This is a genomic window from Dietzia maris, assembly GCF_036287335.1.
In the GTDB taxonomy this organism is placed as follows: Bacteria; Actinomycetota; Actinomycetes; order Mycobacteriales; family Mycobacteriaceae; genus Dietzia; species Dietzia cinnamea.
Map to the genome: position 1 here is coordinate 1049536 of NZ_CP143053.1, position 22824 is coordinate 1072359.

The following is a 22824-nucleotide window of genomic DNA, read 5'->3' on the forward strand; positions in this document are numbered from 1 at the left end:
GACACGCCGACACAAGTGGTGACCATGACCCCCAAGATCCTCGTCGTCGACGACGACGCCGCGCTGGCAGAGATGCTCACCATCGTCCTGCGGGGCGAGGGGTTCGAGACCGAGATCGTCGGCGACGGTGTACAGGCCATCGAGACCTTCCGGGCCGTCCAGCCAGACCTGGTCCTGCTGGATCTCATGCTGCCCGGCAAGAGCGGGATCGACGTATGTCGGGAGATTCGCGCCGAGTCGCGGGTGCCGATCGTCATGCTCACCGCCAAGACCGACACCGTCGACGTGGTCCTGGGCCTCGAGTCCGGTGCGGACGACTACATCATGAAGCCGTTCAAGCCCAAGGAGCTCGTCGCCCGCATCCGCGCGCGCCTGCGCCGGGGCGAGGACGAGCCGAGCGAGATCCTGCACATCGGCGACGTCACCATCGACGTGCCCGCGCACACGGTCACCCGCGATGGCACGCCGATCCCGCTGACCCCGCTCGAGTTCGACCTCCTCGTCGAACTGGCCCGCAAGCCCCGTCAGGTGTTCACCCGTGAGGTCCTGCTCGAGCACGTCTGGGGCTACCGCCACTCGGCCGACACCCGCCTGGTCAACGTCCACGTCCAGCGCCTGCGCGCGAAGATCGAGAAGGACCCGGAGAACCCCGAGGTCGTCCTCACCGTCCGTGGCGTCGGCTACAAGGCGGGCCCGGTCTCGTGACGACCGCTCGTCCCGACGACGCGGCGGCGTCCACCGGGGACGAGCGCGACACCCGGGACGCCGGCGACGCGAACCCGACCCTGCGCGAACGGCTGTCCTCTCTGGACCCCGCCGCGTTGGGCGTGCGGATCGCGCGCATGTGGCGACGCTCCCTGCAGCTGCGGGTCGTCACGTCGACCCTCGCACTGTCGATGGGCGTGATCCTCACTATCGCGTTCATGCTGCAGAGCCAGATGGCCGCCCAGCTGCTGTCGACCAAACTCGACGCCGCCATGGAGCAGGCCGGCCGACTCCGCCTCACGGTCGAGGCGCAGATCGCCGCGACCGACGAGGGCACCAGCGAACAGTCGCGGCTCGACCAGGCGCGCAGCGCCATCAGCGACCGCGGCGTCGCGTCCGGTGGAGACTCCGTCCACGCCGGGACGTTCGACCCCATCCTCGTCGTCCCCGACCAGACGGGCCGCGGTCAGGTGGTCAGTCCCGCCGAGGCGGAGGTGCCGCCCGAACTGCAGTCCCTCGTCCAGCGGGGGCGCATCGCCTACCAGTACGTCACCGTCGACTTCCGCGGCGAGCAGGCCAAGGCGCTCATGCTGGGCACCCCGACCGACTCGTCCATCCCCGGGCTCGAGCTCTACCTCGTGTACCCGCTCATCGCCGAGGAACAGACCCTCGGCATCATGCGGGGGATCGTCGCCACCGCCGGCCTGGCGATCATCGTGCTGTCCGCGGCGATCGCGTGGATCGTCGCCCGGCAGGTGGTGCTGCCCGTCCGGCAGGCGGCCTCGATCGCCCAGCGCTTCGCCAACGGCCACCTCAAGGAACGCATGGTCATCCGCGGCGAGGACGACGTGGCCCGGCTGGCGATGGCCTTCAACGACATGGCCCAGAGCCTGTCCGACCAGATCACCCAGCTCGAGGAGTTCGGCGATCTCCAGAAGCGGTTCACCTCCGACGTCTCGCACGAACTGCGCACCCCGCTCACCACGGTGCGGATGGCCGCCGACATCATCTCGGACTCAGCTGAGGACCTCGACGCCCCCACCAAGCGCGCCGTGGAGCTGCTCGAGTCCGAACTCGACCGCTTCGAGAGCCTGCTCACCGACCTGCTCGAGGTCTCGCGCCACGACGCCGGCATGGCCGAGCTGTCGACGGCCGAGCTGGATGTGCGCAACGCCGTCCGCGACGCCGTGGGCACCGTCGCCCACATCGCCGAGGCCGCCGGCGTCGAGGTCGAGGTCGACATGCCCGACGAACCGGTCATGGCCGAGGTCGACTCCAGGCGCGTCGAGAGGATCCTGCGCAACCTCGTGGCCAACGCGCTGGACCACTGCGAGTCCAAGCCCGTGCGCGTCACCCTCCGCGGCTCCGACGCCGCCCTCGCCGTCTCCGTCCGCGACCACGGCGTCGGGCTCAAACCCGGCGAGGAGACACGCGTGTTCAACCGGTTCTGGCGCGCCGACCCCTCCCGGGTGCGCCGCTCCGGCGGCACCGGCCTCGGACTGGCGATCGCCCTCGAGGACGCCAAACTGCACGGCGGCCGCCTGGACTGCTGGGGCAGCCCCGGCGAGGGATCGTGCTTCCGGCTCACCATCCCGCGCCGCCGCGGCGGCACGCTCACCTCGAGCCCGCTGCCCCTCACCCCCGATGACGAGGCGCGCCTCGTGACCACCGGCTCGCCGACCCCACTCGAGCGGGTCCCCGGAACGGCGGAGGACACACCATGACCCGACCCCGGATCCTGACGGTCGCCGTGACGCTGGCCTGCGCCACCGGGCTGGCCGCCACCGGTTGCGCCACGCTGCCCTCGTCGTCGTCGCCCCAGGTCATCGACACGTTCGCACCGGAGGGCGACGAGCCGGCGGTCCCCACCCCGGTGCCCGACCAGGAACCGGACCTCCTCGTCCGGGACTTCCTCAAGGCGGCGGCCATCGCCGACCAGCGACACGCCGCAGCGCGCCAGTTCCTTACCCCGGAAGCCGCGGAGACCTGGGACGACCTGGCCGAGACCATCATCGTCCTGCGCGCCGACCTCAGCGCCGAGGGCGGCCGCTCGGCCGACCGCGCCGAGTACACGCTGCGCGCGGAGAAGGTCGGCTCCCTCGACCCCGGCGGCATCTTCCGCGAGGACGTCGGCCAGCTGGAGGTCACCATCGGGCTCACCCGCACCGACGGACAGTGGCGGATCGACGAACTGCCGCCGGGCGTGGTGATCGAGAAGGCCGAGTTCTTCTCCACCTACGCCCAGCGCGACCTGTTCTTCCTGTCCGGCTCCGGCGACGCCCTCGTCCCGGACCCCCGGTGGACGGCCGCCGACCGCACCGACCTCGAGTACTCCCTCGTCAACCTCCTCGCCACCGGGCCCCGCCCCGGCCTCACCGACTCCGTCCTGTCCCGCGTCCCGGACTCCGTCTCCGTCCGCCCCGGCGGGGACGACGGCGCCGACGTCCCCGGCACGACCATCGACTTCGCCGGGCTGCCGGTGCTGAGCAGCCAGGCCACCACCCAGTTCGCCGCGCAGGTCGTGTGGACCCTCGCGCGCGCCGACGTCCCCGGGCCCTACCGACTCGAACGCGACGGCGCGCCCCTCGACGAGCGGTACGCGAACGGGTGGACCACCGAGGACGTCCGCGACTTCGACCCCTACCCGCCGGCCGAGCCGATGCGCTACGCCCTCACCGCGGCGGACGGCCTGGTCCGGCTCGAACCGGGCGGCGCCCGCCCTGCCGGCGGACCGTGGTCCGAGGTCCGCGGGGGCAGCAGCGCCGCGGTGTCCTACGACGGGCGCGTCCTCGCGATGGTGGTCGGCGACGAGGCGGCGGGGACCAGCCGGCTCCTCGTGGGACCGATCGACGGCGAGCCCACCGAGGTCCTCACCGCGCGGAGCGTCGCCGGGCCCACGTTCCACCCGGTCGACGGCCGGGCGTGGGTGATGGTCGACGACACGCGCCTCGTCCGCATCGGGATGGGACGCGGCGGCCCCGACGTCCGGGAGATGGAAGCCGGCCCGATCCGGTCCCTCGGCGGCCGGGTCACCGCCCTGCGCATCGACCAGTCCGGCACCCGGATGGCCGTGGTCGCCGACGGCAAGGTGTTCATCGGCTCACTGTCCGCCGAGACGGGGCAGCCGCTCGCCGGCACCTTCCGGCAGGTCGGCCGCGCACTCGGGGAGACCGCCACGTCGGTGGCGTGGCGGGACCGCTCGACGATCGTCGTGGGGCGAGACACCACCGAGGCACCCGTCGCGACCGTCTCCGTCGACGGGGCCATCGCGAGGCCGCTGTCCCAGCGCAACATCTCCGGACCGGTGACCGCCGTGGCCGCGGCCGGACGCGAGATCTACGTGGTGGACCAGCGGTCCCTGCTGCGCCTCGACACCGGCGCCCAGACCGGCGACCGGTACTGGCGGGAGATCCCCGGACTGGCCGCGATCCGCGCCGACCCGGTGGTCGCGGGCTGACCCGGTGACCGCCGGGGACAAGGGCGCGCCGCCCTCCGGACGCGCCACGCCTCGCCGGCGCGGCACCGACACCTGGGCCGCCGCCCTGGCCGACCTCGTCGTGCCGCTCGAGTGCGCCGGCTGCGGACGCGCCCGCCACAGGTGGTGCCCCGGGTGCGCCGCGACCCTGGCTGGACCACCGCTCGTCGTACGGACCCGCGCCGACCTCCGCGTCCCCGCCTGGGCGCTGGCCCGGCACGCCGGCCCGCCCGCACGCGCCGTGTCCGCCTACAAGGACCGCGGCAGATCCGACCTCGCGCGCCCGTTCGGCACCGCCCTCGCCGCGGCGATCGACCGCCTGCGCGAGGCGGGGGAGATCGCCGAGGCGGGGGAGCGTCCCACCGTCCTCGTGCCGGCCCCGGCGTCGGCGCGGGCCCGCCGACGGCGCGGGTTCGACCACGTCCGTGACATCGTGGACGTCCTGGCCGCCGACCTCGCCGGCTCGCTACCGACCGGCCCGGTGGTCGTGGCGCCGCTGCTTGAGGTCCGCGGACGAGTGCGTGACGCCTCCGGCCTCGGTGCGCGGGCCCGCGCCGACAACCTCTCCGGGCGCATCCGCCGACGCCCCGCCGGGACGGTGCTGCGCGCCTCCCCCGGGGCGCCGGACACGGTGGCCGCCCTGCTGGCGACCCCGGCCACGGTCCTGTTCGTCGACGACGTGGTGACCACCGGCGCCACGGCCGCCGAGTGCGTGGCGGTCCTCGCGGCGGGAGGCCTGCCGGTGACCGCTGTCCTGGCCGTCACCGCCGCCTGAGCGAGCGCCGTCGCGTGCGGACCGAGGTGAGCTTCGCCGTCTCGGGTGCGGCGTCAGCGGGAGCGGGTAGGGTGGGCTTCGGACGGGTTCACCAGCACATTCGCCGCCTGTCGGATCCGGTGGGCCGTGTCCGCAGAGTGTCCACTCAGCCATGTGGGTGGACCCTTCGGCCGGGATTCCGGGCGGTTACCGGACCGGTCGCAGCGGTCCGCCGCAGGCCCGATGAGGAGGAGCTTCGATGGCGAAGACCCCCACAGTCCTGCTCGACCCCGCCACCTTCGACGGTCCCGAGACCGACGATCCCGGCACCCCCGAGGCCCAGGTCACCATCCGCGGCCGGAACGTCGAGGTCCCCGACCATTTCGCGAGCCGGATCAACACCAAGCTGGCGAAGGTCGAGAAGATGGCGCCGTTGATCCAGCGGTTCGACGTGATCCTGTTGCACGAGAACAACCCGAGGCTGGCCAAGGTGAGCCAGCGCGTGGAGATCACCGTCAAGGGCAAGCCGGGAGTGGCCCGGGCCGAGGCGGCCGAGGACACCTTCTACGCGGCTCTCGAGTCGGCCGTGGCCAAGCTCGAGCGGCAGATGCGCAAGGCCCGCACCCGTCGCAAGATCAGCCACTCCGGGCACCGGCGGCCGCAGTCGGTCGCCGAGGCGACCGCCGAGCTGGCCGCCGACGCCGCCCCGGTCGACGCGCTGGACCAGCAGCTCGACGGCGTGGAATACGACGACGGGGTCGACGCCTCGATGCCCGGGCAGATCGTGCGTCGCAAGGAGCACGACGGCACGCCGATGTCGGTCGACGAGGCGCTCGAGAAGATGGAACTCGTGGGTCATGACTTCTACCTGTTCCGCGACGCGGAGACCGGACGCGCCACCGTCGTCTACCGCCGGCACGCGTTCGACTACGGGCTCATCACCCTGAGCGACGAGGGCTGACGGCCTCCACCCGCACCCGCCGAGGGCGGTCCGGTCCCACTCGACCGGACCGCCCTCGGCGTGTCAGGACGGCCCGAAGCACCTAGGATGAACCCGGGCCCGCGTGCCACCACGCAGGTCGCAGATACCACGACCACTTCCCCGACCACGAGGACGTTCGAGACTGTGTCCATTCTTTCCAAGCTGCTCCGGGCCGGCGAGGGGCGAAAGCTCAAGAAGTACACCGCTCTCGCCGACTACGTGGACTCGCTCTCCGCCGACACGGAGAAGTTGACCGACGACGAGCTCCGGGCGAAGACCGGGGAGTTCAAGCGTCGGGTGGCCGAGGGGGAGACGCTGGACGACCTGCTGCCCGAGGCGTTCGCCGTGGCGCGCGAGGCCGCGTACCGCGTCCTCGGGCAGAAGCCGTACAAGGTGCAGATCATCGGCGCCATCGTGCTGCACACCGGGTCCGTCGCCGAGATGAAGACCGGCGAGGGCAAGACCCTGACCTGTGTGCTGCCCGCTTACCTCAACGCCCTGTCCGGTAAGGGCGTGCACGTGGTGACGGTCAACGACTACCTCGCGAAGCGCGACGCCGAGTGGATGGGCCGCGTCCACCGCTTCCTGGGCCTGTCCGTGGGCGCCATCCTCAGCGGCATGACGCCCGACCAGCGGCGCGAGGCCTACCACGCCGACATCACCTACGGCACGAACAATGAGTTCGGGTTCGACTACCTGCGCGACAACATGGCGCACGACACCGCCCAGCTCGTCCAGCGCGGCCACAACTACGCGATCGTCGACGAGGTCGACTCCATCCTCATCGACGAGGCGCGGACCCCGCTCATCATCTCCGGTCCCGCCGACGGTTCCAGCAAGTGGTACGCCGAGTTCGCGCGCATCGCCCCGCTGTTGGAGGAGGGCACCCACTACGAGGTGGACCGCAAGAAGCGGACCATCGGCGTCACCGAGCAGGGCGTGGAATTCGTCGAGGACCAGCTGGGCATCGACAACCTCTACGAGGCCGCCAACTCGCCGCTGGTCAGCTACCTGAACAACTCCATCAAAGCCAAGGAGCTGTTCACCAAGGACAAGGACTACATCGTCCGCGACGGCGACGTCATCATCGTCGACGAGTTCACCGGGCGCGTCCTCGACGGTCGCCGCTACAACGAGGGCATGCACCAGGCCATCGAGGCCAAGGAGCGCGTGGAGATCAAGGCCGAGAACCAGACCCTGGCCACCATCACGCTCCAGAACTACTTCCGGCTCTACGAGAAGCTGGCCGGCATGACCGGCACCGCCGAGACCGAGGCGGCCGAGCTGTACCAGATCTACAAGCTCGAGGTCATGCCCATCCCGACCAACCGCCCCATGGCCCGCGCGGACCAGCCCGACCTCATCTACAAGACCGAGGAGGCCAAGTTCGCCGCCGTGGTGGAGGACATCGCCGAGCGGGTCGAGAAGAAGCAGCCGGTGCTCGTGGGCACCGCTTCCGTCGAGCGCAGTGAGCACCTGTCCCGGCTGCTCACCCGTAGGGGCATCAAGCACCACGTCCTCAACGCGAAGTTCCACGCCCAGGAGGCGCAGATCATCGCCCAGGCCGGCCGGCCCGGCGCGGTCACGGTCGCCACCAACATGGCCGGCCGCGGTACCGACATCGTGCTGGGCGGCAACCCGGACATCATCGCCGACCTCAACCTCCGCGAGCGCGGTCTCGACCCGGTGACCACCCCGGAGGAGTACGAGGCCGCGTGGGACGCCGAGATCGAGCGGATGCGCAAGCTCACCAAGGAGGAGGGCGAGCGGGTCCGCGAGGCCGGTGGCCTCTACGTGCTGGGCACCGAGCGGCACGACTCGCGCCGCATCGACAACCAGCTGCGTGGCCGCTCGGGGCGCCAGGGCGACCCGGGGGAGTCCCGCTTCTACCTGTCGCTGGGTGACGAGCTCATGAGGCGCTTCAACGGCGCCGCCGTCGAGGCGATCATGAACAGGCTGAGCCTGCCGGACGACGTGCCGATCGAGGCCGGCATGGTCTCGCGCGCCGTGAAGAACGCCCAGACTCAGGTCGAGTCGCAGAACTTCGAGATCCGCAAGGACGTGCTCAAGTACGACGAGGTGATGAACCAGCAGCGCACGGTCATCTACCGCGAGCGCAAGCGCATCCTCGAGGGCGAGGACATCACCGACCAGGTCGAGTCGATGATCTACCAGGTGGTCAGCGCCTACGTCGACGGCGCCACCGCCGAGGGGTACGTCGAGGACTGGGACCTGGAGAAGCTGTGGGACGCGCTGCGGCAGCTGTACCCCGTGTCGATCACCGCGCAGGAGATCATCGACGGGGACGAGTACGACTCTCCCGGCGACCTGTCCGCCAAGAACCTCAAGGACGCCGTCCTCGACGACGTCTTCGCCCGGTACGACGAGCGCGAGGCCGAGATCGAGGGGATCGGCGGCGAGGGCGCGATGCGCCAGCTCGAGCGGTCGGTCATGTTGCAGGTCCTCGACCGCAAGTGGCGCGAGCACCTCTACGAGATGGACTACCTCAAGGAGGGCATCGGTCTGCGGGCGATGGCCCAGCGCGACCCGTTGGTCGAGTACCAGCGCGAGGGCTACGACATGTTCTCGGCGATGATGGACGGAGTGCGCGAGGAGACCGTGGCGTTCCTGTTCAACGTCAAGGTCCAGGCGGGCCAGCAGCAGGCCGCGATGGCCGGCCCGTCGGCCGCGCAGGCCGCGGCGCTGGCGGGTGGCAATCCCATCCTCCAGGCGGCTGGCACCGGCCGGGACGTGAGCGAGGAGCAGATGCAGTTCTCCGGCCCGTCGGAGAGCGGCGACGCCCAGTTGGTCGACGAGGGCGCCAGCGCCAACCGGGCCGAGCGCCGCTCGCAGGAGCGTCAGCAGCGGGCCGAGCGCCGGGAGCGGGCCGCCCGGACCGCCTCGCGCGGACGCCGGGACTGATCGGTCCCGCCCGGCCGCCGCGCCGGGGCGCTCACACCAACCGCAGGGCCGTACAGCCGGCCCCCGTGGGGGTCACCCGGATGCGGGCCGCGACGGCGAACAGTCGCGGCCCGCGCGCGTACGTGGCGCAGACCTCGTAGTCCCGGGACCCGGGGTTTCCGTCCGGCCCCGCGTCCGTCGCCACGGCGCCGGCGGCATGGATGTGGAGGCGGTGGAGTCTGGCGGGCCCCAGGTGCTGTCCGGGTACACCGGTGCGCGCGAGGGAGCGCAGCATCTCCACGAGATGCGGCGGGAACGCCCCACGGGTGTTCTGCGGCGCGCGCCGACGATCCACGACCTCCAGCGCCATGACGACGAGCGCGTGGGCGGCCCGTCGTGCAGGCACGGGTACCTCCTCGTCCGGGGCGGGCGCGGGTCCCGGGGTGCGTTGGACGACGCGCTCGCGCTCACGTCCCCGCGAATCCGGTCCGGGTTCCGTCGACGGCAGGGGACGGACCCGGCCGTCCTCCGTGGGCGTCTCCGCGGCGCCTCCGGAGGCGATCACGGCGGCCGGCGGCGGCCGGCCGGACGTCGGTGCGGATACGGGTGTCGGTGTCATCTGGCTGGGCTCCTCCCGCGCTCGACCATTCGGTGGTCTCGCGTCCTCTACCCTCTTGACGCGACGGATCGGGCCCGTGGTTCCACCTCGTCTACTGCACACCCGACGGGTGTTGCCTAGGCTGTCCCCATGCGTGGACTGATAGTCGACTACTTCGGCGTGCTGGACGGCACGGACGAGGACCGTGAGAACTGGCGGTCGATCCTGACCGGTGCGAGGGCCAACGATGTGCGCCTCGCCGTGCTGAGCAACGAACCCGAGGGGCCGGGCGCCGACCGCGTCCGCGAGGACGCCCGCGAGTACGGGATCGACCACGTGGTGCTCAGCGGCGCGATCGGCGTCGAGAAGCCGGAGCCGGAGGCCTTCCTCGAGGCCGCCCGCCGCCTCGAGCTCGAGCCGAGGGAGTGCGTGATGGTCGACGACGCGATCGAGAACATCCTCGGCGCGGTGCAGACCGGCATGATCGGCGTGTTCTACCAGGTGTTCGATCGGGCGGCCGTGGAGATCCGCGGTCTGCTCGGGTTGGACGAGGCGGTCTGACGCCGTGGCGACCAGGCTGGCCACCGCGGACGCGGACCTGCTCCTCGGGAACGCCGCGCGTTCCCGGAGTCGGCACTCGTGTTCGTTGGCCCTGGTCGCCCGCGACGAGCCGTGGGACATCGACCGTGTCATGGAGTTCGTCGACACGCGGCTGGCCGACGCGCCCCGTTACCGGCAGCGGATCCGCCAGGTCCCGTTCGGTCTGGCACGGGCGGTCTGGGTCGACGACCCCGACTTCGACCTGAGCTTCCACGTCCGCCGGTCGGCGCTGCCGGCGCCGGGCGGGATGCGGCAGTTGGCCGACCTGGTGGCCAGGCTGGTCGACAGGCCCCTCGAGGCGGACCGTCCGCTGTGGGAGCTGTACCTCATCGAGGGCCTGCCCGACGGCCGGTTGGCGATCCTCACGAAGACCCACCACGTCCTGCTGGGCGGGCCCAACGCCGTCGATCTGGCGCAGGTGCTCATGACCGACGAGCGCGTCTCCGCGGACGTCGACGAGGTCGCCACCTGGACGCCCGTGCCGTCACCCGGAGACGGGGTGCTGGTGCTGGACGCGCTCATGACCATCGCGACCGACCCCCTGGAGTTGGTCCGGCGTTCGGGACGCCTGGCGAACGCGCTGGAGCGGGCCACACGCGGCCTCGTGGGGGCGGCCACCCTGTCGGTGCTGCGTCCCGGAGGGGGTCTGTCGGAGATGTTCCGCACCGCTCGCCCCCGGGGCAGCAGGGTCGGGCTCGCGTCGTTCCCGTTGTCCGAGGCGAGGGAGATCGCCCGGGCGCACTCCTGCAAGGTCAACGACGTGGTGCTCGCTGTCCTGTGCGGGGCGCTGCGGTCGTGGATCCTGTCCTGCGGTCATCCACTGTCGACGTCGGACAGCCTGCGCGCGATCGTCCCGATGGCCGTGACCGCCGAGGCCGACGGCGCCGAGGCGCCCGGGGACGTGACGTCCGCGGAGATCGCCTCGGCGCTCATCGGCATGCCGGTGGGGGAGCCCAACCCCCGGATGCGGTTGGCGCAGATCGCCCGCGAGACCGCGACCCAGCGCTCCCCGCGGGAGGCGGTCGGCGCCAAGTCCCTGTCTCGGCTCTCCGGGTTCGCCCCGCCCACCTTGCACGCGCTGGCGTCCCGGGCGGCGATCATGTTGCCGTCGGAGAGCTACGACCTGGTGGTGACCAACGCCCCGGGCCCGCAGCACAAGGTGTTCTGGGGCGACGGCGAGCTGGTCGAGGTCTACCCCGTTCCGGCGCTGCTTGAGGGCCAGGCGCTGGCCGTGTCCATGAGCAGTTACTCCGGGACCGTGTACTGCGGCTTCACCTCCGACCGCCAGGCCGTCCCGGACGTCGAGGAGATCGGCGAGCTGATCGCGTCGGCCCTGGACGAGCTCGCCGGTTCCGCCGGCTGACCGGTCCCGGCCGACCCACCGGCGCCCCCGTAACCGCCCCCGCCCCAGGAAGGCCCACCGATGCGACTGTTCATCCCCGCCACGCTGACGATGCTCGAGACCCTGCTGGATGCGGGCGAGATGCCCGTGCGGAGCGGGACCGCGTTCGCGGCGACCCCTGCCCTGATCGAGTCGTACGCGGAGGGCGACATGGAGGAGATCGAGCACGTGGCGTTCCTCGAGGCCGCCCGCGCCTCACTCCGCCTGCTCGGCGGCGAGCTCGATTCGGGGACGGCGCACGAGGCCCACCCGTACCGGCGTGTCGTGGTGAGCGCGGACGTGCCCGACGAGCAGGTCACCCCACGCCCGGATCTCGACACCGCCGTCGTGCGCCTGGCGGGCGGGACGGTCGCGATGGCGGACATCGCGGCCGTGCACGTGGACCTCGCGGGAGCGGTCGATCTGGTGCGCGACGCCGTCGAGGCGGTCGATCGGGCCGATCTCGGGGACGAGGACGCGGAGCTCACCGTGGGCGACGCCCTCGACGTGGACCTGGCGTGGTACGACGCCGTGGAACTGCCGTTCCTGCTCACCCTGCTCTGAGGGCGACGGTATGGGCGCGGACGGCTAACCTACGCTACCGTAGGTTCATCTTCTGGCAGCGTCGGTCCGATCCCCGGGCCGCGGGTGGCCGGACGCGAGGAGGCACCAATGTTCGAGTCGAAGAGCGGGCTCAGTCGCATCATGCGGGTGGCGGCCGCGCGGGTCCCCGAGCCCCGGGGCGCACGTCGGTTCCTCAACCGTCTGACCCATCCGCTGCGCATGGACGACTACTCGTCGCTGATCTACCCGCTGTGGTCCGCGCGGGAGCTGCGCGGCGAGATCGTCTCCGTGCGCCGCGAGGCCGACGACGCGGTGACGCTCGTCATCAAGCCGGGCTGGGGCGCCACCCCGGAGTACCGCCCGGGCCAGTATCTGGGGATCGGTGTGCTGCTCAACGGCCGTTGGACGTGGCGGTCGTACTCGCTGACCTCGGCGCCCACGAGCGGTCGTGGCGAGTACTCGGTGACCGTCAAGGCGATGCCGGAGGGCCTGCTGAGCAATCACATCGTCGGCACCGTCGAGCCGGGCACCATCGTCCGGTTGCAGGCCCCGGCCGGTGACTTCCACCTTCCCTCCCCGACGCCGGACAAGCTGATGTTCGTCACCGCCGGGTCGGGCATCACCCCCGTGATGGGCATGCTGCGATCGCTGGACCGGCGCTCGGCCGACGAGCGGTTCCCCGACGTGGTCCACGTCCACTCGATCCGCGACCGTGAGGACGCGCTGTTCCACGACGAGCTGCTCGCGTTGGAGCGCACCCAGCCCGGGTACACCCTCCACCTGCGGGTGACCAGCGAGGAGGGCCGTATCAACGCCGAGCAGATGGCGGCGCTGGTGCCGGACTGGTCCGAGCGGCCCACGTGGGCCTGCGGTCCGTCGGCGATGCTCGACGAACTGACCGAGCACTTCGAGGCCTCGGGGCGCGACGACCTGCACGTCGAGAGGTTCACCGTGGACCGCAACGCGGGCGCCTCGGGCGGGACGGTCAAGTACGGCTCCACCGGCAAGACCGTCGAACTCGACGGGGCCACGACGATCCTCGAGGGCGGGGAGAGCGTCGGCGTGCAGATGCCGTTCGGGTGTCGCATGGGCATCTGCCAGACCTGCGTCGTGGGCCTGGACGAGGGGCACGTGCGGGATCTGCGCAACGGCACCGATCACGGCCCGGGCGAGCGGATCCAGACGTGCGTGTCGGTCGCGCTGGGGGACGTCGAGCTCAAGCTCTGACGCCGCCCGGCGCCCGCCGCGGGCCCGCGCCGCCCGCCGCCCGCGTGCCCGTGGCGGCGCGTCAGTCCTGGTCCAGTCCCAGCGCCCAGGGGTCGTTGGACTGCAGCGCCCCGAGCAGCTCGCGCACGGCCATCGCCCGTCGGTGTACGGCCGGATCGTCGATGGCGTCGAACGCGCACTCGGGGTCGGCCGGCGGTCCCTGGTGGGTGCACCCGCGTGGGCAGTCCGCCGCGATCTCGTCGAGGTCGGAGAACGCGGCCACCACGTCGTCGGGCGAGACATGTGCCAGTCCGAAACTGCGGATGCCGGGCGTGTCCACCACCCAGCCGCCGGCGGCCAGTTCGAGCGCGACCGACTGGGTGGACGTGTGCCGGCCCTTCCCGACGCCGGAGACCACGCCCGTCGCCCTGTCCGCGTCGGGTACCAGGCGGTTGACCAACGTCGATTTGCCGACCCCGGAGTGGCCGATCATCGCGGAGATCCGGCCGTCGATCACGGCGTGGAGATCGTCCAGCTCGTCGTCGACCCCCACCCGCAGGACCGGCACGTCGAGGGCGGCGAACTCGGCGGCGAACACGGACGGGTCGTCGAGGTCGCCCTTGGTCAGGCACAGGACCGGTTCCAGCCCGCCGGTGTAGGCGGCCACGAGCGCGCGGGCGACGAAGCCGGCGCGGGGCGGCGGGTCGGCCACGGCGACCACGATGAGCAGCAGTTGGGCGTTGGCCACCACGACGCGCTCGTAGGGGTCGGAGTCGTCGGCGGTGCGACGCAACACGGTGGAGCGGTCCTCGACGCGCACGATGCGGGTGAGGGTGTCGCGCGCGCCGGACAGATCACCGACCACGCCCACACGGTCACCCACCACCACGGGCGTGCGGCCCAGTTCGCGCGCCCGCATGGCGACGACGCGGGTGCCGGCGCTGTGCCCGGGCCCGTCGTCGAGCAGCACGCACCCCCACCGGCCGCGGTCGACGGCGACGACCATCGCGGCGGCCGCGTCGTCGTGGCTGGGCCGGCGCTTGGTGCGCGGCCGCGACCCCTTGCCGGGCCTGATCCGGACGTCTGATTCGTCCCACCCGCGTGCGCCGCCCGCGCCCCGTCCGCTCGGCATGGCCGCCCGTCAGCCCCGTCCGGCGAGCATGTCGGCCCACATGGCGGTGAAGCCGGGCAGGGTCTTGGAGGTGCACCCGATGTCGTCGACCTCGACGCCCGGCACGACCAGCCCGACGATGGCGCCGGCGGTGGCCATGCGGTGGTCGGCGTAGGCGCGCCACGGGGCGCCGCGCAGGGGCGCGGGGGAGATCTCGAGGCCGTCGTCGAGCTCGGTGACGCCGCAACCGACGGCGCCCAGCTCGGCGGCCAGCGCGGCGAGGCGGTCGGTCTCGTGCCCGCGTAGGTGCGCGATCCCCGTGAGGCGCGACGGGCCGTCGGCCAGCGCGCACAGCGCGGCGACGGTGGGGGTGAGCTCGCCGACGGCGGACAGGTCCCGGTCGACGGGGGAGAGGCTCGAGGGGCCGACGACGACGAGGGTGCCGTGGTCCGCACCGTCGGCGATCTCGAGGGTCACGGACGCGCCCATGGCCCGCAGGATGTCGCGGATGGCGTCGCCGGGCTGGGTCGTGGTGGCGGGCCAGTGCGGGACGCGGACGGTTCCGCCGGTGACCGCCGCGGCGGCCAGGAACGGGGTGGCGTTGGACAGGTCGGGCTCGACGACCCGGTCGACGGCCGCGATCGGGCCGGGGGCGACACGCCATGACGACGGGGTCGGCTGCTCGACGGTGACGCCGGACTCGCGGAGCATCGCCAGTGTCATCTCGATGTGCGGTCCGGACGGGACGGGCGAGGCCCCCACGTGGACGAGGTCGACGCCCTCGTCGAAGCGGGCGGCCGAGAGCAGGAGGCCGGAGACGAACTGCGAGGAGGCCGAGGCGTCCATCTCGACGCGGCCCCCGCGCAGAGACCCAGCGCCCGAGACGGTGAAGGGCAGGCGCTCGCCGTCGATCTCGGCTCCGAGGGCCCGCAGCGCGTCGAGCACCGTGGACTGCGGGCGGATCCTCGCGGCGGGGTCGCCGTCGAAGGTCGAGGGGCCGGTGGCGAGAGCGGCGATCGGCGGGACGAAGCGCATGACCGTCCCGGCCAGCCCGCACTCGATCTCCCCGCCGCGCAGCGGCCCCGGGGTGATGAGCAGGTCGGTGTCGTCGGGGCGGAGATCGCCGGCGGGGCCCTCGATCCGGGCGCCCAGGGACCGCAGGGCGCCGATCATGAGGTCGGTGTCCCGGCTGCGCAGGGTGCCGGTCAGGCGGGAGGGGCCGTCGGCCAGGGCGGCGAGGGGGAGGGCGCGGTTGGTCAGCGACTTGGATCCGGGGACTATGACGTCGGCGTCCACGGGGGCTGCGGCGACGGGGGCGCTCCAATGACTCACCCGGCCATTGTCGCCCATCGCGGGCGCTCCCGGCGGACTCGGGTGCGAGGATGTCGGCATGTGTGGACGGTTCTCGCTCTCTTCCGAGCCGGCGCAGCTCGCGCTGGAACTGGACGCGGTCGACGAGGCGTCCGCCCCGCCCGTCGGCCTTCACCCGGACACCGCGCCGCCGACGCCGCGGTTCAACATCGCGCCCACCACCACCGTCCCGGTCCTCACGCTGGACGTGCCGCGCGAGAGCCTCGACGAGGCCGTCGGCCCCGCCGCCCCGCGACGGGTGCTCCGGGCCATGCGGTGGGGGCTGGTCCCGTCGTGGACCAAGGAGTCCCAGCGCCTGCCCACTCTGTTCAACGCCCGCGTGGAGACCGCGGCCTCCAAGCCGGCGTTCCGCGCCGCCGTCGCCCGCCGGCACTGCGTGGTGCCGATGGACGGCTGGTACGAGTGGGTGCCCGGTGACCCCGCCTCCCCGGGTGCTAAGGCGGGGCCCAAGCAGCCGTACTTCATGAGCCTGCCGGGCGACCGCGGCCTGTTGATGGCCGGACTGTGGGAGGCGCGGCGCGACCCGGTCGACCCGTCCGTCTCCCAGTTGTCGTGCACGATCCTCACCACCGAGGCGCTGGGCCCGCTCCGGCGCGTCCACGACCGGATGCCGCTGGCCGTCCACCCGGACCTGGTGGCGGACTGGCTCGATCCCGCCGTGATCGGCGACCCCCGCGCGCTGGTCGACGGCGCGGGCGGGGATCTCGGGGAGTGGGCGGAGTCCGTCGAGATCCGCCCGGTCTCCCGGGCGGTGTCGAACGTCCGCAACGAGGGGCCGGAGCTCGTCCGGCCCGTCGACCCCACCGAGGGGATGTTGTTCTAGCGGGACGTCGTGACCGGGGCCGTCACCGCGCCGGTGAGCCGGACCAGCTCCGCGGGGTCGAGTTCGATCTCCCAGCCGCGCCGCCCGGCGCTGCACAGGACCGTGCGGTGACCGAGCGCGGAGGCGTCGACCACCGTGGCCAGGGGACGCTTCTGGCCGATGGGGGAGACGCCACCCACCACGTAGCCGGTGGTCTTCTCGGCGACGTCGACCGGCGCGAGCGTGGCCCTGCCGCACCCGAGGGCGGCGGCCGCGGCCTTGAGGTCGAGCGAAGAGGTCACCGGCAGCACCGCCACCGCCAGCGCGACGCGGGAACCCGCCGGCGGACGCGCTGTCGCCAGGACCAGGGTCTTGAACACCCGGTCGGCATCTACCCCCAGGCGCTCGCCCATCACGCGGGCGGCCTCGTCGCCGTATGCGGTCTCGCCGCTCGCGTCGTAGATGTGGACCTCGTGGGCGACCCCGGCGGCCCGCAGCGCGGCGATCGCGGGGGTCGCCGCGGCACCACCGCGTGCACCACCGCGTCCACCCGTCGCGGCGTCACCGCGTCCGCTCTTCCTGCCCACGGTCGACCAGCGTAGTTCCCTCACGCTCCGGAATACGGGTGCGGCGGCCCGCGTTGTTTCTGGGCGAGTGCCCCGGGATGGTCCGGGGACGGGAAGGAGGGTGCGATGCGGACCGCGGTCCTCGACGCCCCGGATGTGCGGTTAGACTCCGGGACATCGACAGGTGAGGAGTTCCGGTTGCCGACCGAGTTGCAGCCCGACGAGGCCGACCAGCGCGCCGAGCAGTTCGAGGAGCTGGCCATGCCACTGCTCGACCAGCTGTACGGCGCCGCCTTGCGGATGACCAGGAATCCCGCCGATGCCGAGGACCTGGTGCAGGAGGCCTACGCCAAGGCGTTCGCCGGGTTCCACTCGTTCAAGCCGGGGACCAACTTCCGGGCCTGGATGCACCGCATCCTCACCAACGCTTACATCAACCACTACCGCAAGCGGCAGCGGCAGCCCGCGCAGTACCCGACCGACGAGATCACCGACTGGCAGCTCGCCGCGGCGGCCGAGCACACCTCGACGGGGCTGCGTTCGGCGGAGGTCGAGGCCATGGAGCTGCTGCCGGACGACGAGATCCGTGCGGCGCTGGCCGAGCTCCCCGAGGAGTTCCGGATGGCGGTCTACTACGCCGACGTCCAGGACCTGCCGTACAAGGAGATCGCCGAGATCATGGACACCCCCCTGGGGACCGTGATGTCGCGTCTGCACCGCGGCCGCAAGCAGTTGCGGGAACTCCTGCGCGACGTGGCCACCGAGCGCGGCTTCGGCCGTGACCGTGAGGAGGGGGCGAAGTGATGAAGGAGCACGATCCGCGCCTCGACGAGATCGACTGTCGCGCCGCGATGCGCGACCTCTCACTGCTCGTGGATCTCGAATGCGACGACGCCTGCCGTTCGCGCCTCGAGCACCATCTCGCCGGCTGCCCGGACTGCCGGGAGATGTTCCTGTCGGAGCGGCGTCTCAAGGCCAAGCTCTCGAGTTCGTGTTGCGAGAAGGCGCCGTCGGGCCTGCGGGAGCGTCTCATGGTGGAGATCCGGCGTACGACGGTGACCACGACGGACGTCGACGGCACGACCGTGGTGCACCAGCGCACGACGGTGGAGCGGCGCGACCTCACCTAGACCGGCCGGGCGGTCGACGTCACGGCCGCGCCGGACACAGACGAAGGGGCGGGCACCTGTTCGGTGCCCGCCCCTTCGTCGTTCGTGCGTTCCTGAACTCAGCTGTTCGGACGCTTGCCGTGGTTAGCGTTCTTCTTGCGGCGATCCCGCCTCTTGCGGCCACGCTTGCCCATGGTCGCCTCCTTTCGTCGGTGTACAAGTCTTCCATGCGCGGGCCCGTGTGGTTGCATTGGAGGTGTCCGGGGGCCGCCTTCGAGGAAGTAGAGGAATAATCCGTATGGCTGAACAGGTCCGTGCCGAGATGGTCGCGAACGTCATGGAGGTCGTCGCGGCGGTCGGCACCGAGGTCGCCGAGGGCGACACGATCGTGCTCCTCGAGTCGATGAAGATGGAGATCCCGGTGCTGTGTGAGACCTCCGGCACCGTGACCGAGGTGGCGGTGAAGCCGGGGGACGTCATCCAGGCGGGCGACCTCATCGCGGTCATCGACTGACGGGCTGCCCGCCCTCACGCCGAAGGCCGGCCCGTTCCCGTGGGGGAGGGGGCCGGCCTTCGGCGTATGTGGTCCGTGTCAGACGGCGGTGCGGGTGCGGGCGCGGCGACGCTTGAGGGCGCGACGCTCGTCCTCGCTCATGCCGCCCCAGACGCCGGCGTCCTGGCCGGACTCGAGGGCCCAGGACAGGCACTCGGCGGTGACGGGGCAGCGGTTGCAGACGATCTTCGCCTCGGCGATCTGCGCGAGGGCGGGCCCGGAATTGCCGACGGGGAAGAACAGCTCGGGATCCTCGTCGCGGCAGATGGCCTTGTGGCGCCAGTCCATGGGAACTCCTTTGATGTGAGACCGTGATCGGGTGCGCCGGGCAGCACGACCAGCCGCCGCCGACTCGCGGACATGTAGAGTCCACTGGCGGACGTGCGTGATCGATGGCACCCGGCGGGTGGTGGGGGATCTGTACCCTTTCCGCGGGCTCGCTCCTGTCGGAGGGGCTCCCGGTTAAGGCGAGGCAAACACGGTGTGTCTGCGCTGTTACAAATGATCGTCCCACGATTTCATGACAAGTCAATACGTTTGCGCGTCTATGTGGTAAACGTCACGCGGCTTGTCAAATCGTCGGAAAACCGCACACCAGAGGCGGTAATGGCCTAATTGGACCCCGGTCCGACTGGTGGTTTCGGTGGCGTGGCGGGGCCCGCTTAGTCTGGAGAGGTGAACGTGAGACGACCAGATGACCGTGGTGTTCCGGCCGATCCCCGCACGGCGATCCCCACGCCGGTCCGCCTCGCCGGGTGGATCTCCTCGGCCCAGGGACTGATCGGTGTCGGCGTGGCCGTGGTGTTGTTCGTCCGGGCGTTGGGCGGGCACCGCGAGGAGACCGTCGTCATCAGCGGCTACGGGACCGCGGTGTGGTTCGCGATCCTCGGCGGCGGGCTGCTGGCCGCCGGGGTCGGGTTGCTCCGCGGTCGGCGATGGGGCCGTGGGCTCGTCGTGATCGCCGAGCTCCTGCTGCTGTTCGTGGCCTGGTACGTCGGGGTGGGGTCGGGGCAGTACCTCGCCGGCATCGTCCTGGCGGTGGTGTCTGCGACGGCGCTGGTGTCGCTCTTCCGGCGCGACGCGGTCGAGTGGTACGCCGTCTGACCCTCCCGGCGCGACCCGCCCGGCGTCAGGCCAGCATCTTGTAGGCGTGGACCGCGCCGTCCCGGTGCTCGTAGAGGATGTCGCCGATTTGGGACAGGCCGGTCACGTCCGGCCCGCCCCCGGCGGAGGGGCCGCCCCCGGAGGGCTCCCCGCCCGCGCCCTCGCCGGGCGTGACGGGCACCTGCCGGGGCCCGGCCCCCGTGTCGTGCTCGAGGACGCGGAAGCCACCGGCGTCGGGCACCAGGACCCAGTCGCGGGCGGTGGCGACGTCGGGGTCGGGGGACCAGCCGCCGGTCAGGCCGGGCCCGGTGGTCGCCGGGGCTGTCCAGGAGTGCGCGCCGGTGACGGCGGAGAAGGCGTGTGTGGCGGTGCCGTCGAACCAGCGCGCCTGCGTGTCGTCGCCGGCCACGGTCCGCGGGTCGGGCTTGGCGGCGGGCTCGGCGGGCAGCGGCAGGACCGGGGCGTAGTCACGGGGGGAGGTGAACCACTCGACCGCCCAGGCGCCGCCCCGATCAGTCAGGGCGAGGACCCCGTCGTCGCTGACGTCGATGATCCACAGCCCGTCGGCGCCCGTGGTGTCGGAGGCGATCTCCTCGGGCTTGCGGCTGTCCTCGGGCACCGTCTCGGACAGGGTCAGCCGAGCCGAGTCGTCGCCGGGGCAGCGTTCGGCCACGGCGAAGCGCTCGTCGGTGAGGTCGGCGGTCCCGAGGGTGCAGCCGGTGCGCGGTTGCATGTCCGCCTCCTGGGGCGCCTCGACGGCCCCGTACTCGACCGTGCGGACGAGGTCGTCGCGCCAGATCTCGAGCCGTGCGGGGCTGGACGCGAGGGCGTGCCGCCAGGTGGAGGTGAGCTGCATGGTGTCGGGGAAGGCGCTCTGGCGGGTGCTGCTGTACTGCTGGGTGGTCGGGTCGAGCGCGGTGACGTCGCTGCACCCGGCCGCGCCGTCGAAGGCGGCGGCGAGGATGTCGGCGTAGAACGTCGCCGCGCAGAGCGGCCCGGCGTGGGAGTAGGACCACGTCTGCTCGCCCGAGCCGGCGTCCCGACCGACGAGCGTGCCGTCGTCGGTGACGGTGACGAGGTTGCCTTTGGTGGTCAGGGGCGCGCCCGGATCCGCCGACGGGTGCGACCACAGGGCGCGGAGCGATGTGGGTGGCGCGGTGGCGGGTCCGTAGACGGGCTGTCCGGCGTCGGCGGCGGAGAAGTCCGAGCGGGCGGCGCTCCCGGTGAGGAGGACGACGCCGGTCGCCGCCACCATGACGACGGTGATGACCGCCGCGGTGACCAGGTCGCGCCGGGTGCGGCGTTCGGAGGGCACGCCCCGGCGCGGCCGGCGGCGGCCGGTGGGGGCGTCGTCGGATGCGCGCACGTGTGACCTGCGTGGTGCGGACGGGCGGGTCAGTCCCGGCCGGCCTGATCCGGCGACGACGACGAGGGCCGGCGACGGCGACGGCGGCGCCGCGCGGGGGCGTCCCCCGAGGGGGCGGGGGAGTCCGCGTCACCGGACGCGGTGGGGGAGTCGGCGGCGGGGGCCGGCGTCGAGGGCCCGTCCTCTCCGGACCCGCCGCCGCGGGTGCGCCGGCGCGCGGGGCGCGATCCGGAGCCCGACTCGCGGCCGGACCCGCGCGTGCCACGGTCCTCGGTGCGGCGGCCGGACCCGGTGCCGGTGGGGGCGCCGATCCGACCTCCGGCGCTCTCGGGGATCCCGAGGTCGCTCCGCAGGTGGGCGGAGGTGGAGTAGGTCTCGGCGGGCTCGCCGAAGTCCAGCCCGAGGGCCTTGTCGATCAGTCCCCACCGGGGCAGGTCGTCCCAGTCGACGAGCGTGACCGCGACGCCGGTGCGCCCGGCGCGGCCGGTGCGGCCGATGCGGTGGACGTAGGTCTTCTCGTCCTCGGGGCACTGGTAGTTGATGACGTGGGTGACGTCGTCGACGTCGATGCCGCGGGCCGCGACGTCGGTGGCGACGAGGACGTCGACGTCACCGGAGCGGAACGCCTTGAGTGACTTCTCGCGCGCGCCCTGGCCGAGGTCGCCGTGGATCGCGCCCACGCGGAAGCCGCGCTCGGCGAGGTCGTCGGCGAGCTTCTGGGCGGTGCGCTTGGTGCGGCAGAAGATCATGGTGGCCCCGCGGCCCTCGGCCTGCAGGATGCGCGCCACGACCTCGGGCTTGTCCAACGAGTGCGCCCGGTAGACGTGCTGGGTCGTGTTCTCGTGGGTCGCGCCGGAGTCGGCGGCCTCGGCGCGGATGTGCGTGGGCTTGGTGAGGAACGTGCGGGCCAGGGTGATGATCGGCCCGGGCATGGTGGCGGAGAAGAGCATGGTCTGCCGCTTCTCGGGCACCATGCGCAGCAGCTTCTCGATGTCCGGGAGGAAGCCCAGGTCGAGCATCTCGTCTGCCTCGTCCAGGACCAGGGCCTCGACCTTGCCGAGCACGAGCTTGGACTGGTTGGCCAGGTCGAGCAGGCGCCCGGGGGTGCCCACGACCACGTCGACGCCCTTCTCGAGGGCCTCGGTCTGCTGCTCGTACGGGGTGCCGCCGTAGATCGCGAGGACCTTGAGGGGACCGGTGCCCGAGCCGGTGGACGCGGTGAGCCCGGTGGCGGCGATCTTGAGGTCCTGGGTGACCTGGATGCACAGCTCTCGCGTGGGCACGATCACCAGCGCGCGGGGCGTGCCGTCGAGCTCACGGGTCGCCTCGCCGGTGGAGATGCGGTGCAGGAGCGGCACGCCGAACCCGTAGGTCTTGCCCATCCCGGTGCGGGCCTGACCGATGAGGTCCGAGCCGGCCAGGGCGAGCGGCAGGGTGAGTTCCTGGATGGCGAACGTGTGGGTGATGCCGCGCTCGGCGAGGGCGGTGACGATCTCGGGTCGGACGCCGAGCTCGGCGAAGCTGGGGGAGGAGTCGGAGGACGGGGCGTCGACGACCGCGGTCGTCGTGGCCATGCCGTCTACGTCTTCTGTGGTGACATCTGTGGTGGACAGGGCGGTGCCTTTCTCGTCTCGCGCGCGGATGGTGTCGGGCCGTCGGAGTTCGGCCTCGCGAGC

General features: G+C 72.3%; 23 protein-coding genes. 15 read left to right on the plus strand and 8 right to left on the minus strand.

The window, feature by feature from the left end:
- Positions 1-24: 24 nt before the first annotated feature.
- The 6 genes from mtrA to secA all read left to right on the plus strand — a co-directional run bounded on the left by mtrA (position 25) and on the right by secA (position 8838).
- Positions 25-705 (plus strand): MtrAB system response regulator MtrA, encoded by a 681-nt coding sequence (gene mtrA / locus VYL96_RS04800; protein ID WP_063974228.1) that lies wholly within the window; start codon positions 25-27, stop codon positions 703-705.
- A complete protein-coding gene (mtrB, locus tag VYL96_RS04805; protein ID WP_131884974.1) occupies positions 702-2429 on the plus strand; it encodes an MtrAB system histidine kinase MtrB in 1728 nt (575 codons plus the stop codon). Before mtrA ends, mtrB begins: the two co-directional genes overlap by 4 nt.
- A complete protein-coding gene (locus tag VYL96_RS04810; protein ID WP_131884973.1) occupies positions 2426-4162 on the plus strand; it encodes an LpqB family beta-propeller domain-containing protein in 1737 nt (578 codons plus the stop codon). The genes mtrB and VYL96_RS04810 overlap by 4 nt, the downstream gene beginning before the upstream one ends.
- A 4-nt stretch (positions 4163-4166) precedes the next feature.
- Positions 4167-4955 (plus strand): ComF family protein, encoded by a 789-nt coding sequence (locus tag VYL96_RS04815; RefSeq protein WP_243699569.1) that lies wholly within the window; start codon positions 4167-4169, stop codon positions 4953-4955.
- A 238-nt stretch (positions 4956-5193) separates the two neighbouring features.
- Positions 5194-5895: a ribosome hibernation-promoting factor, HPF/YfiA family gene (gene hpf / locus VYL96_RS04820; RefSeq protein WP_131884972.1), complete on the plus strand. Its 702-nt coding sequence runs from the start codon at positions 5194-5196 to the stop codon at positions 5893-5895.
- A gap of 165 nt (positions 5896-6060) precedes the next feature.
- Positions 6061-8838, plus strand: a complete 2778-nt coding sequence (gene secA, locus VYL96_RS04825; RefSeq protein WP_131884971.1) for a preprotein translocase subunit SecA — start codon at positions 6061-6063, stop codon at positions 8836-8838.
- 31 nt (positions 8839-8869) lie between these two features.
- Here the strand turns inward: secA and VYL96_RS04830 are convergent, their stop codons facing one another.
- Complete coding sequence (locus VYL96_RS04830; RefSeq protein ID WP_243699568.1) at positions 8870-9436, minus strand: Rv3235 family protein; 567 nt, start codon at positions 9434-9436, stop codon at positions 8870-8872.
- 129 nt (positions 9437-9565) lie between these two features.
- On the opposite strand from VYL96_RS04830, the gene VYL96_RS04835 reads away from it, so the two are divergent.
- The 4 genes from VYL96_RS04835 (at position 9566) to VYL96_RS04850 (ending at position 13187) form a co-directional block, all read left to right on the plus strand.
- A complete protein-coding gene (locus tag VYL96_RS04835) occupies positions 9566-9976 on the plus strand; it encodes an HAD family hydrolase (protein WP_108846878.1) in 411 nt (136 codons plus the stop codon).
- A gap of 4 nt (positions 9977-9980) precedes the next feature.
- On the plus strand, positions 9981-11378 hold the full coding sequence (locus VYL96_RS04840; protein ID WP_131884970.1) for a wax ester/triacylglycerol synthase family O-acyltransferase: 1398 nt from the start codon (positions 9981-9983) through the stop codon (positions 11376-11378).
- 60 nt (positions 11379-11438) lie between these two features.
- Positions 11439-11960, plus strand: a complete 522-nt coding sequence (locus VYL96_RS04845) for a DUF6912 family protein (protein WP_106385757.1) — start codon at positions 11439-11441, stop codon at positions 11958-11960.
- A 108-nt stretch (positions 11961-12068) separates the two neighbouring features.
- A complete protein-coding gene (locus tag VYL96_RS04850) occupies positions 12069-13187 on the plus strand; it encodes a ferredoxin reductase (RefSeq protein WP_131884969.1) in 1119 nt (372 codons plus the stop codon).
- 61 nt (positions 13188-13248) lie between these two features.
- Here VYL96_RS04850 and rsgA read toward each other — a convergent pair whose 3' ends face one another.
- The gene (gene rsgA / locus VYL96_RS04855) at positions 13249-14298 is read right to left on the minus strand and encodes a ribosome small subunit-dependent GTPase A (protein ID WP_061228038.1); all 1050 of its coding nucleotides are present in this window, start codon (positions 14296-14298) and stop codon (positions 13249-13251) included.
- Between the two features lie 9 nt (positions 14299-14307).
- Entirely contained in the window at positions 14308-15627 is a 1320-nt protein-coding gene (gene aroA, locus VYL96_RS04860; RefSeq protein WP_131884968.1) for a 3-phosphoshikimate 1-carboxyvinyltransferase, read from the minus strand.
- Positions 15628-15667: 40 nt separating this feature from the next.
- Between aroA and VYL96_RS04865 the strand changes: the two genes are divergently transcribed.
- Positions 15668-16471: an SOS response-associated peptidase gene (locus tag VYL96_RS04865; protein ID WP_131884967.1), complete on the plus strand. Its 804-nt coding sequence runs from the start codon at positions 15668-15670 to the stop codon at positions 16469-16471.
- Here the strand turns inward: VYL96_RS04865 and VYL96_RS04870 are convergent.
- Positions 16468-17037 (minus strand): aminoacyl-tRNA deacylase, encoded by a 570-nt coding sequence (locus VYL96_RS04870; RefSeq protein ID WP_243699567.1) that lies wholly within the window; start codon positions 17035-17037, stop codon positions 16468-16470. The genes VYL96_RS04865 and VYL96_RS04870 overlap by 4 nt on opposite strands.
- Positions 17038-17142: 105 nt before the next feature.
- Between VYL96_RS04870 and VYL96_RS04875 the strand changes: the two genes are divergently transcribed.
- Both VYL96_RS04875 and VYL96_RS04880 read left to right on the plus strand, forming a co-directional pair.
- The gene (locus VYL96_RS04875; protein ID WP_061228035.1) at positions 17143-17820 is read left to right on the plus strand and encodes a sigma-70 family RNA polymerase sigma factor; all 678 of its coding nucleotides are present in this window, start codon (positions 17143-17145) and stop codon (positions 17818-17820) included.
- Positions 17820-18146, plus strand: coding sequence for a zf-HC2 domain-containing protein (locus tag VYL96_RS04880; protein ID WP_061228034.1), 327 nt, complete (start codon positions 17820-17822; stop codon positions 18144-18146). The genes VYL96_RS04875 and VYL96_RS04880 overlap by 1 nt, the downstream gene beginning before the upstream one ends.
- 98 nt (positions 18147-18244) lie before the next feature.
- Here the strand turns inward: VYL96_RS04880 and VYL96_RS17265 are convergent, their stop codons facing one another.
- A complete protein-coding gene (locus tag VYL96_RS17265; RefSeq protein ID WP_370650909.1) occupies positions 18245-18319 on the minus strand; it encodes a 50S ribosomal protein bL37 in 75 nt (24 codons plus the stop codon).
- A gap of 104 nt (positions 18320-18423) precedes the next feature.
- Between VYL96_RS17265 and VYL96_RS04885 the strand changes: the two genes are divergently transcribed.
- Positions 18424-18639 (plus strand): biotin/lipoyl-binding carrier protein, encoded by a 216-nt coding sequence (locus VYL96_RS04885; RefSeq protein ID WP_061228033.1) that lies wholly within the window; start codon positions 18424-18426, stop codon positions 18637-18639.
- A gap of 78 nt (positions 18640-18717) precedes the next feature.
- Here VYL96_RS04885 and VYL96_RS04890 read toward each other — a convergent pair whose 3' ends face one another.
- A complete protein-coding gene (locus VYL96_RS04890; protein ID WP_007630625.1) occupies positions 18718-18966 on the minus strand; it encodes a WhiB family transcriptional regulator in 249 nt (82 codons plus the stop codon).
- Positions 18967-19353: 387 nt separating this feature from the next.
- Between VYL96_RS04890 and VYL96_RS04895 the strand changes: the two genes are divergently transcribed.
- Positions 19354-19782, plus strand: coding sequence for a hypothetical protein (locus VYL96_RS04895; RefSeq protein ID WP_109149117.1), 429 nt, complete (start codon positions 19354-19356; stop codon positions 19780-19782).
- Between the two features lie 25 nt (positions 19783-19807).
- Here VYL96_RS04895 and VYL96_RS04900 read toward each other — a convergent pair whose 3' ends face one another.
- Together VYL96_RS04900 and VYL96_RS04905 are read right to left on the minus strand one after the other, a co-directional pair.
- The gene (locus VYL96_RS04900; protein ID WP_243699565.1) at positions 19808-21148 is read right to left on the minus strand and encodes an Rv3212 family protein; all 1341 of its coding nucleotides are present in this window, start codon (positions 21146-21148) and stop codon (positions 19808-19810) included.
- 29 nt (positions 21149-21177) lie between these two features.
- Positions 21178-22791 (minus strand): DEAD/DEAH box helicase, encoded by a 1614-nt coding sequence (locus VYL96_RS04905; RefSeq protein WP_407935082.1) that lies wholly within the window; start codon positions 22789-22791, stop codon positions 21178-21180.
- Between the last annotated feature and the right edge of the window lie 33 nt (positions 22792-22824).

Coding starts and splice junctions, on each gene's coding strand:
- mtrA (WP_063974228.1), top strand. CDS start 25: ATGACCCCCAAGATCCTCGTCGTCGACGACGACGCCGCGCTGGCAGAG.
- VYL96_RS04810 (WP_131884973.1), top strand. CDS start 2,426: ATGACCCGACCCCGGATCCTGACGGTCGCCGTGACGCTGGCCTGCGCC.
- hpf (WP_131884972.1), top strand. CDS start 5,194: ATGGCGAAGACCCCCACAGTCCTGCTCGACCCCGCCACCTTCGACGGT.
- VYL96_RS04830 (WP_243699568.1), bottom strand. CDS start 9,436: ATGACACCGACACCCGTATCCGCACCGACGTCCGGCCGGCCGCCGCCG.
- VYL96_RS04835 (WP_108846878.1), top strand. CDS start 9,566: ATGCGTGGACTGATAGTCGACTACTTCGGCGTGCTGGACGGCACGGAC.
- VYL96_RS04845 (WP_106385757.1), top strand. CDS start 11,439: ATGCGACTGTTCATCCCCGCCACGCTGACGATGCTCGAGACCCTGCTG.
- VYL96_RS04850 (WP_131884969.1), top strand. CDS start 12,069: ATGTTCGAGTCGAAGAGCGGGCTCAGTCGCATCATGCGGGTGGCGGCC.
- rsgA (WP_061228038.1), bottom strand. CDS start 14,298: ATGCCGAGCGGACGGGGCGCGGGCGGCGCACGCGGGTGGGACGAATCA.
- aroA (WP_131884968.1), bottom strand. CDS start 15,627: ATGGGCGACAATGGCCGGGTGAGTCATTGGAGCGCCCCCGTCGCCGCA.
- VYL96_RS04865 (WP_131884967.1), top strand. CDS start 15,668: ATGTGTGGACGGTTCTCGCTCTCTTCCGAGCCGGCGCAGCTCGCGCTG.
- VYL96_RS04875 (WP_061228035.1), top strand. CDS start 17,143: ATGCGGACCGCGGTCCTCGACGCCCCGGATGTGCGGTTAGACTCCGGG.
- VYL96_RS04880 (WP_061228034.1), top strand. CDS start 17,820: ATGAAGGAGCACGATCCGCGCCTCGACGAGATCGACTGTCGCGCCGCG.
- VYL96_RS04885 (WP_061228033.1), top strand. CDS start 18,424: ATGGCTGAACAGGTCCGTGCCGAGATGGTCGCGAACGTCATGGAGGTC.
- VYL96_RS04890 (WP_007630625.1), bottom strand. CDS start 18,966: ATGGACTGGCGCCACAAGGCCATCTGCCGCGACGAGGATCCCGAGCTG.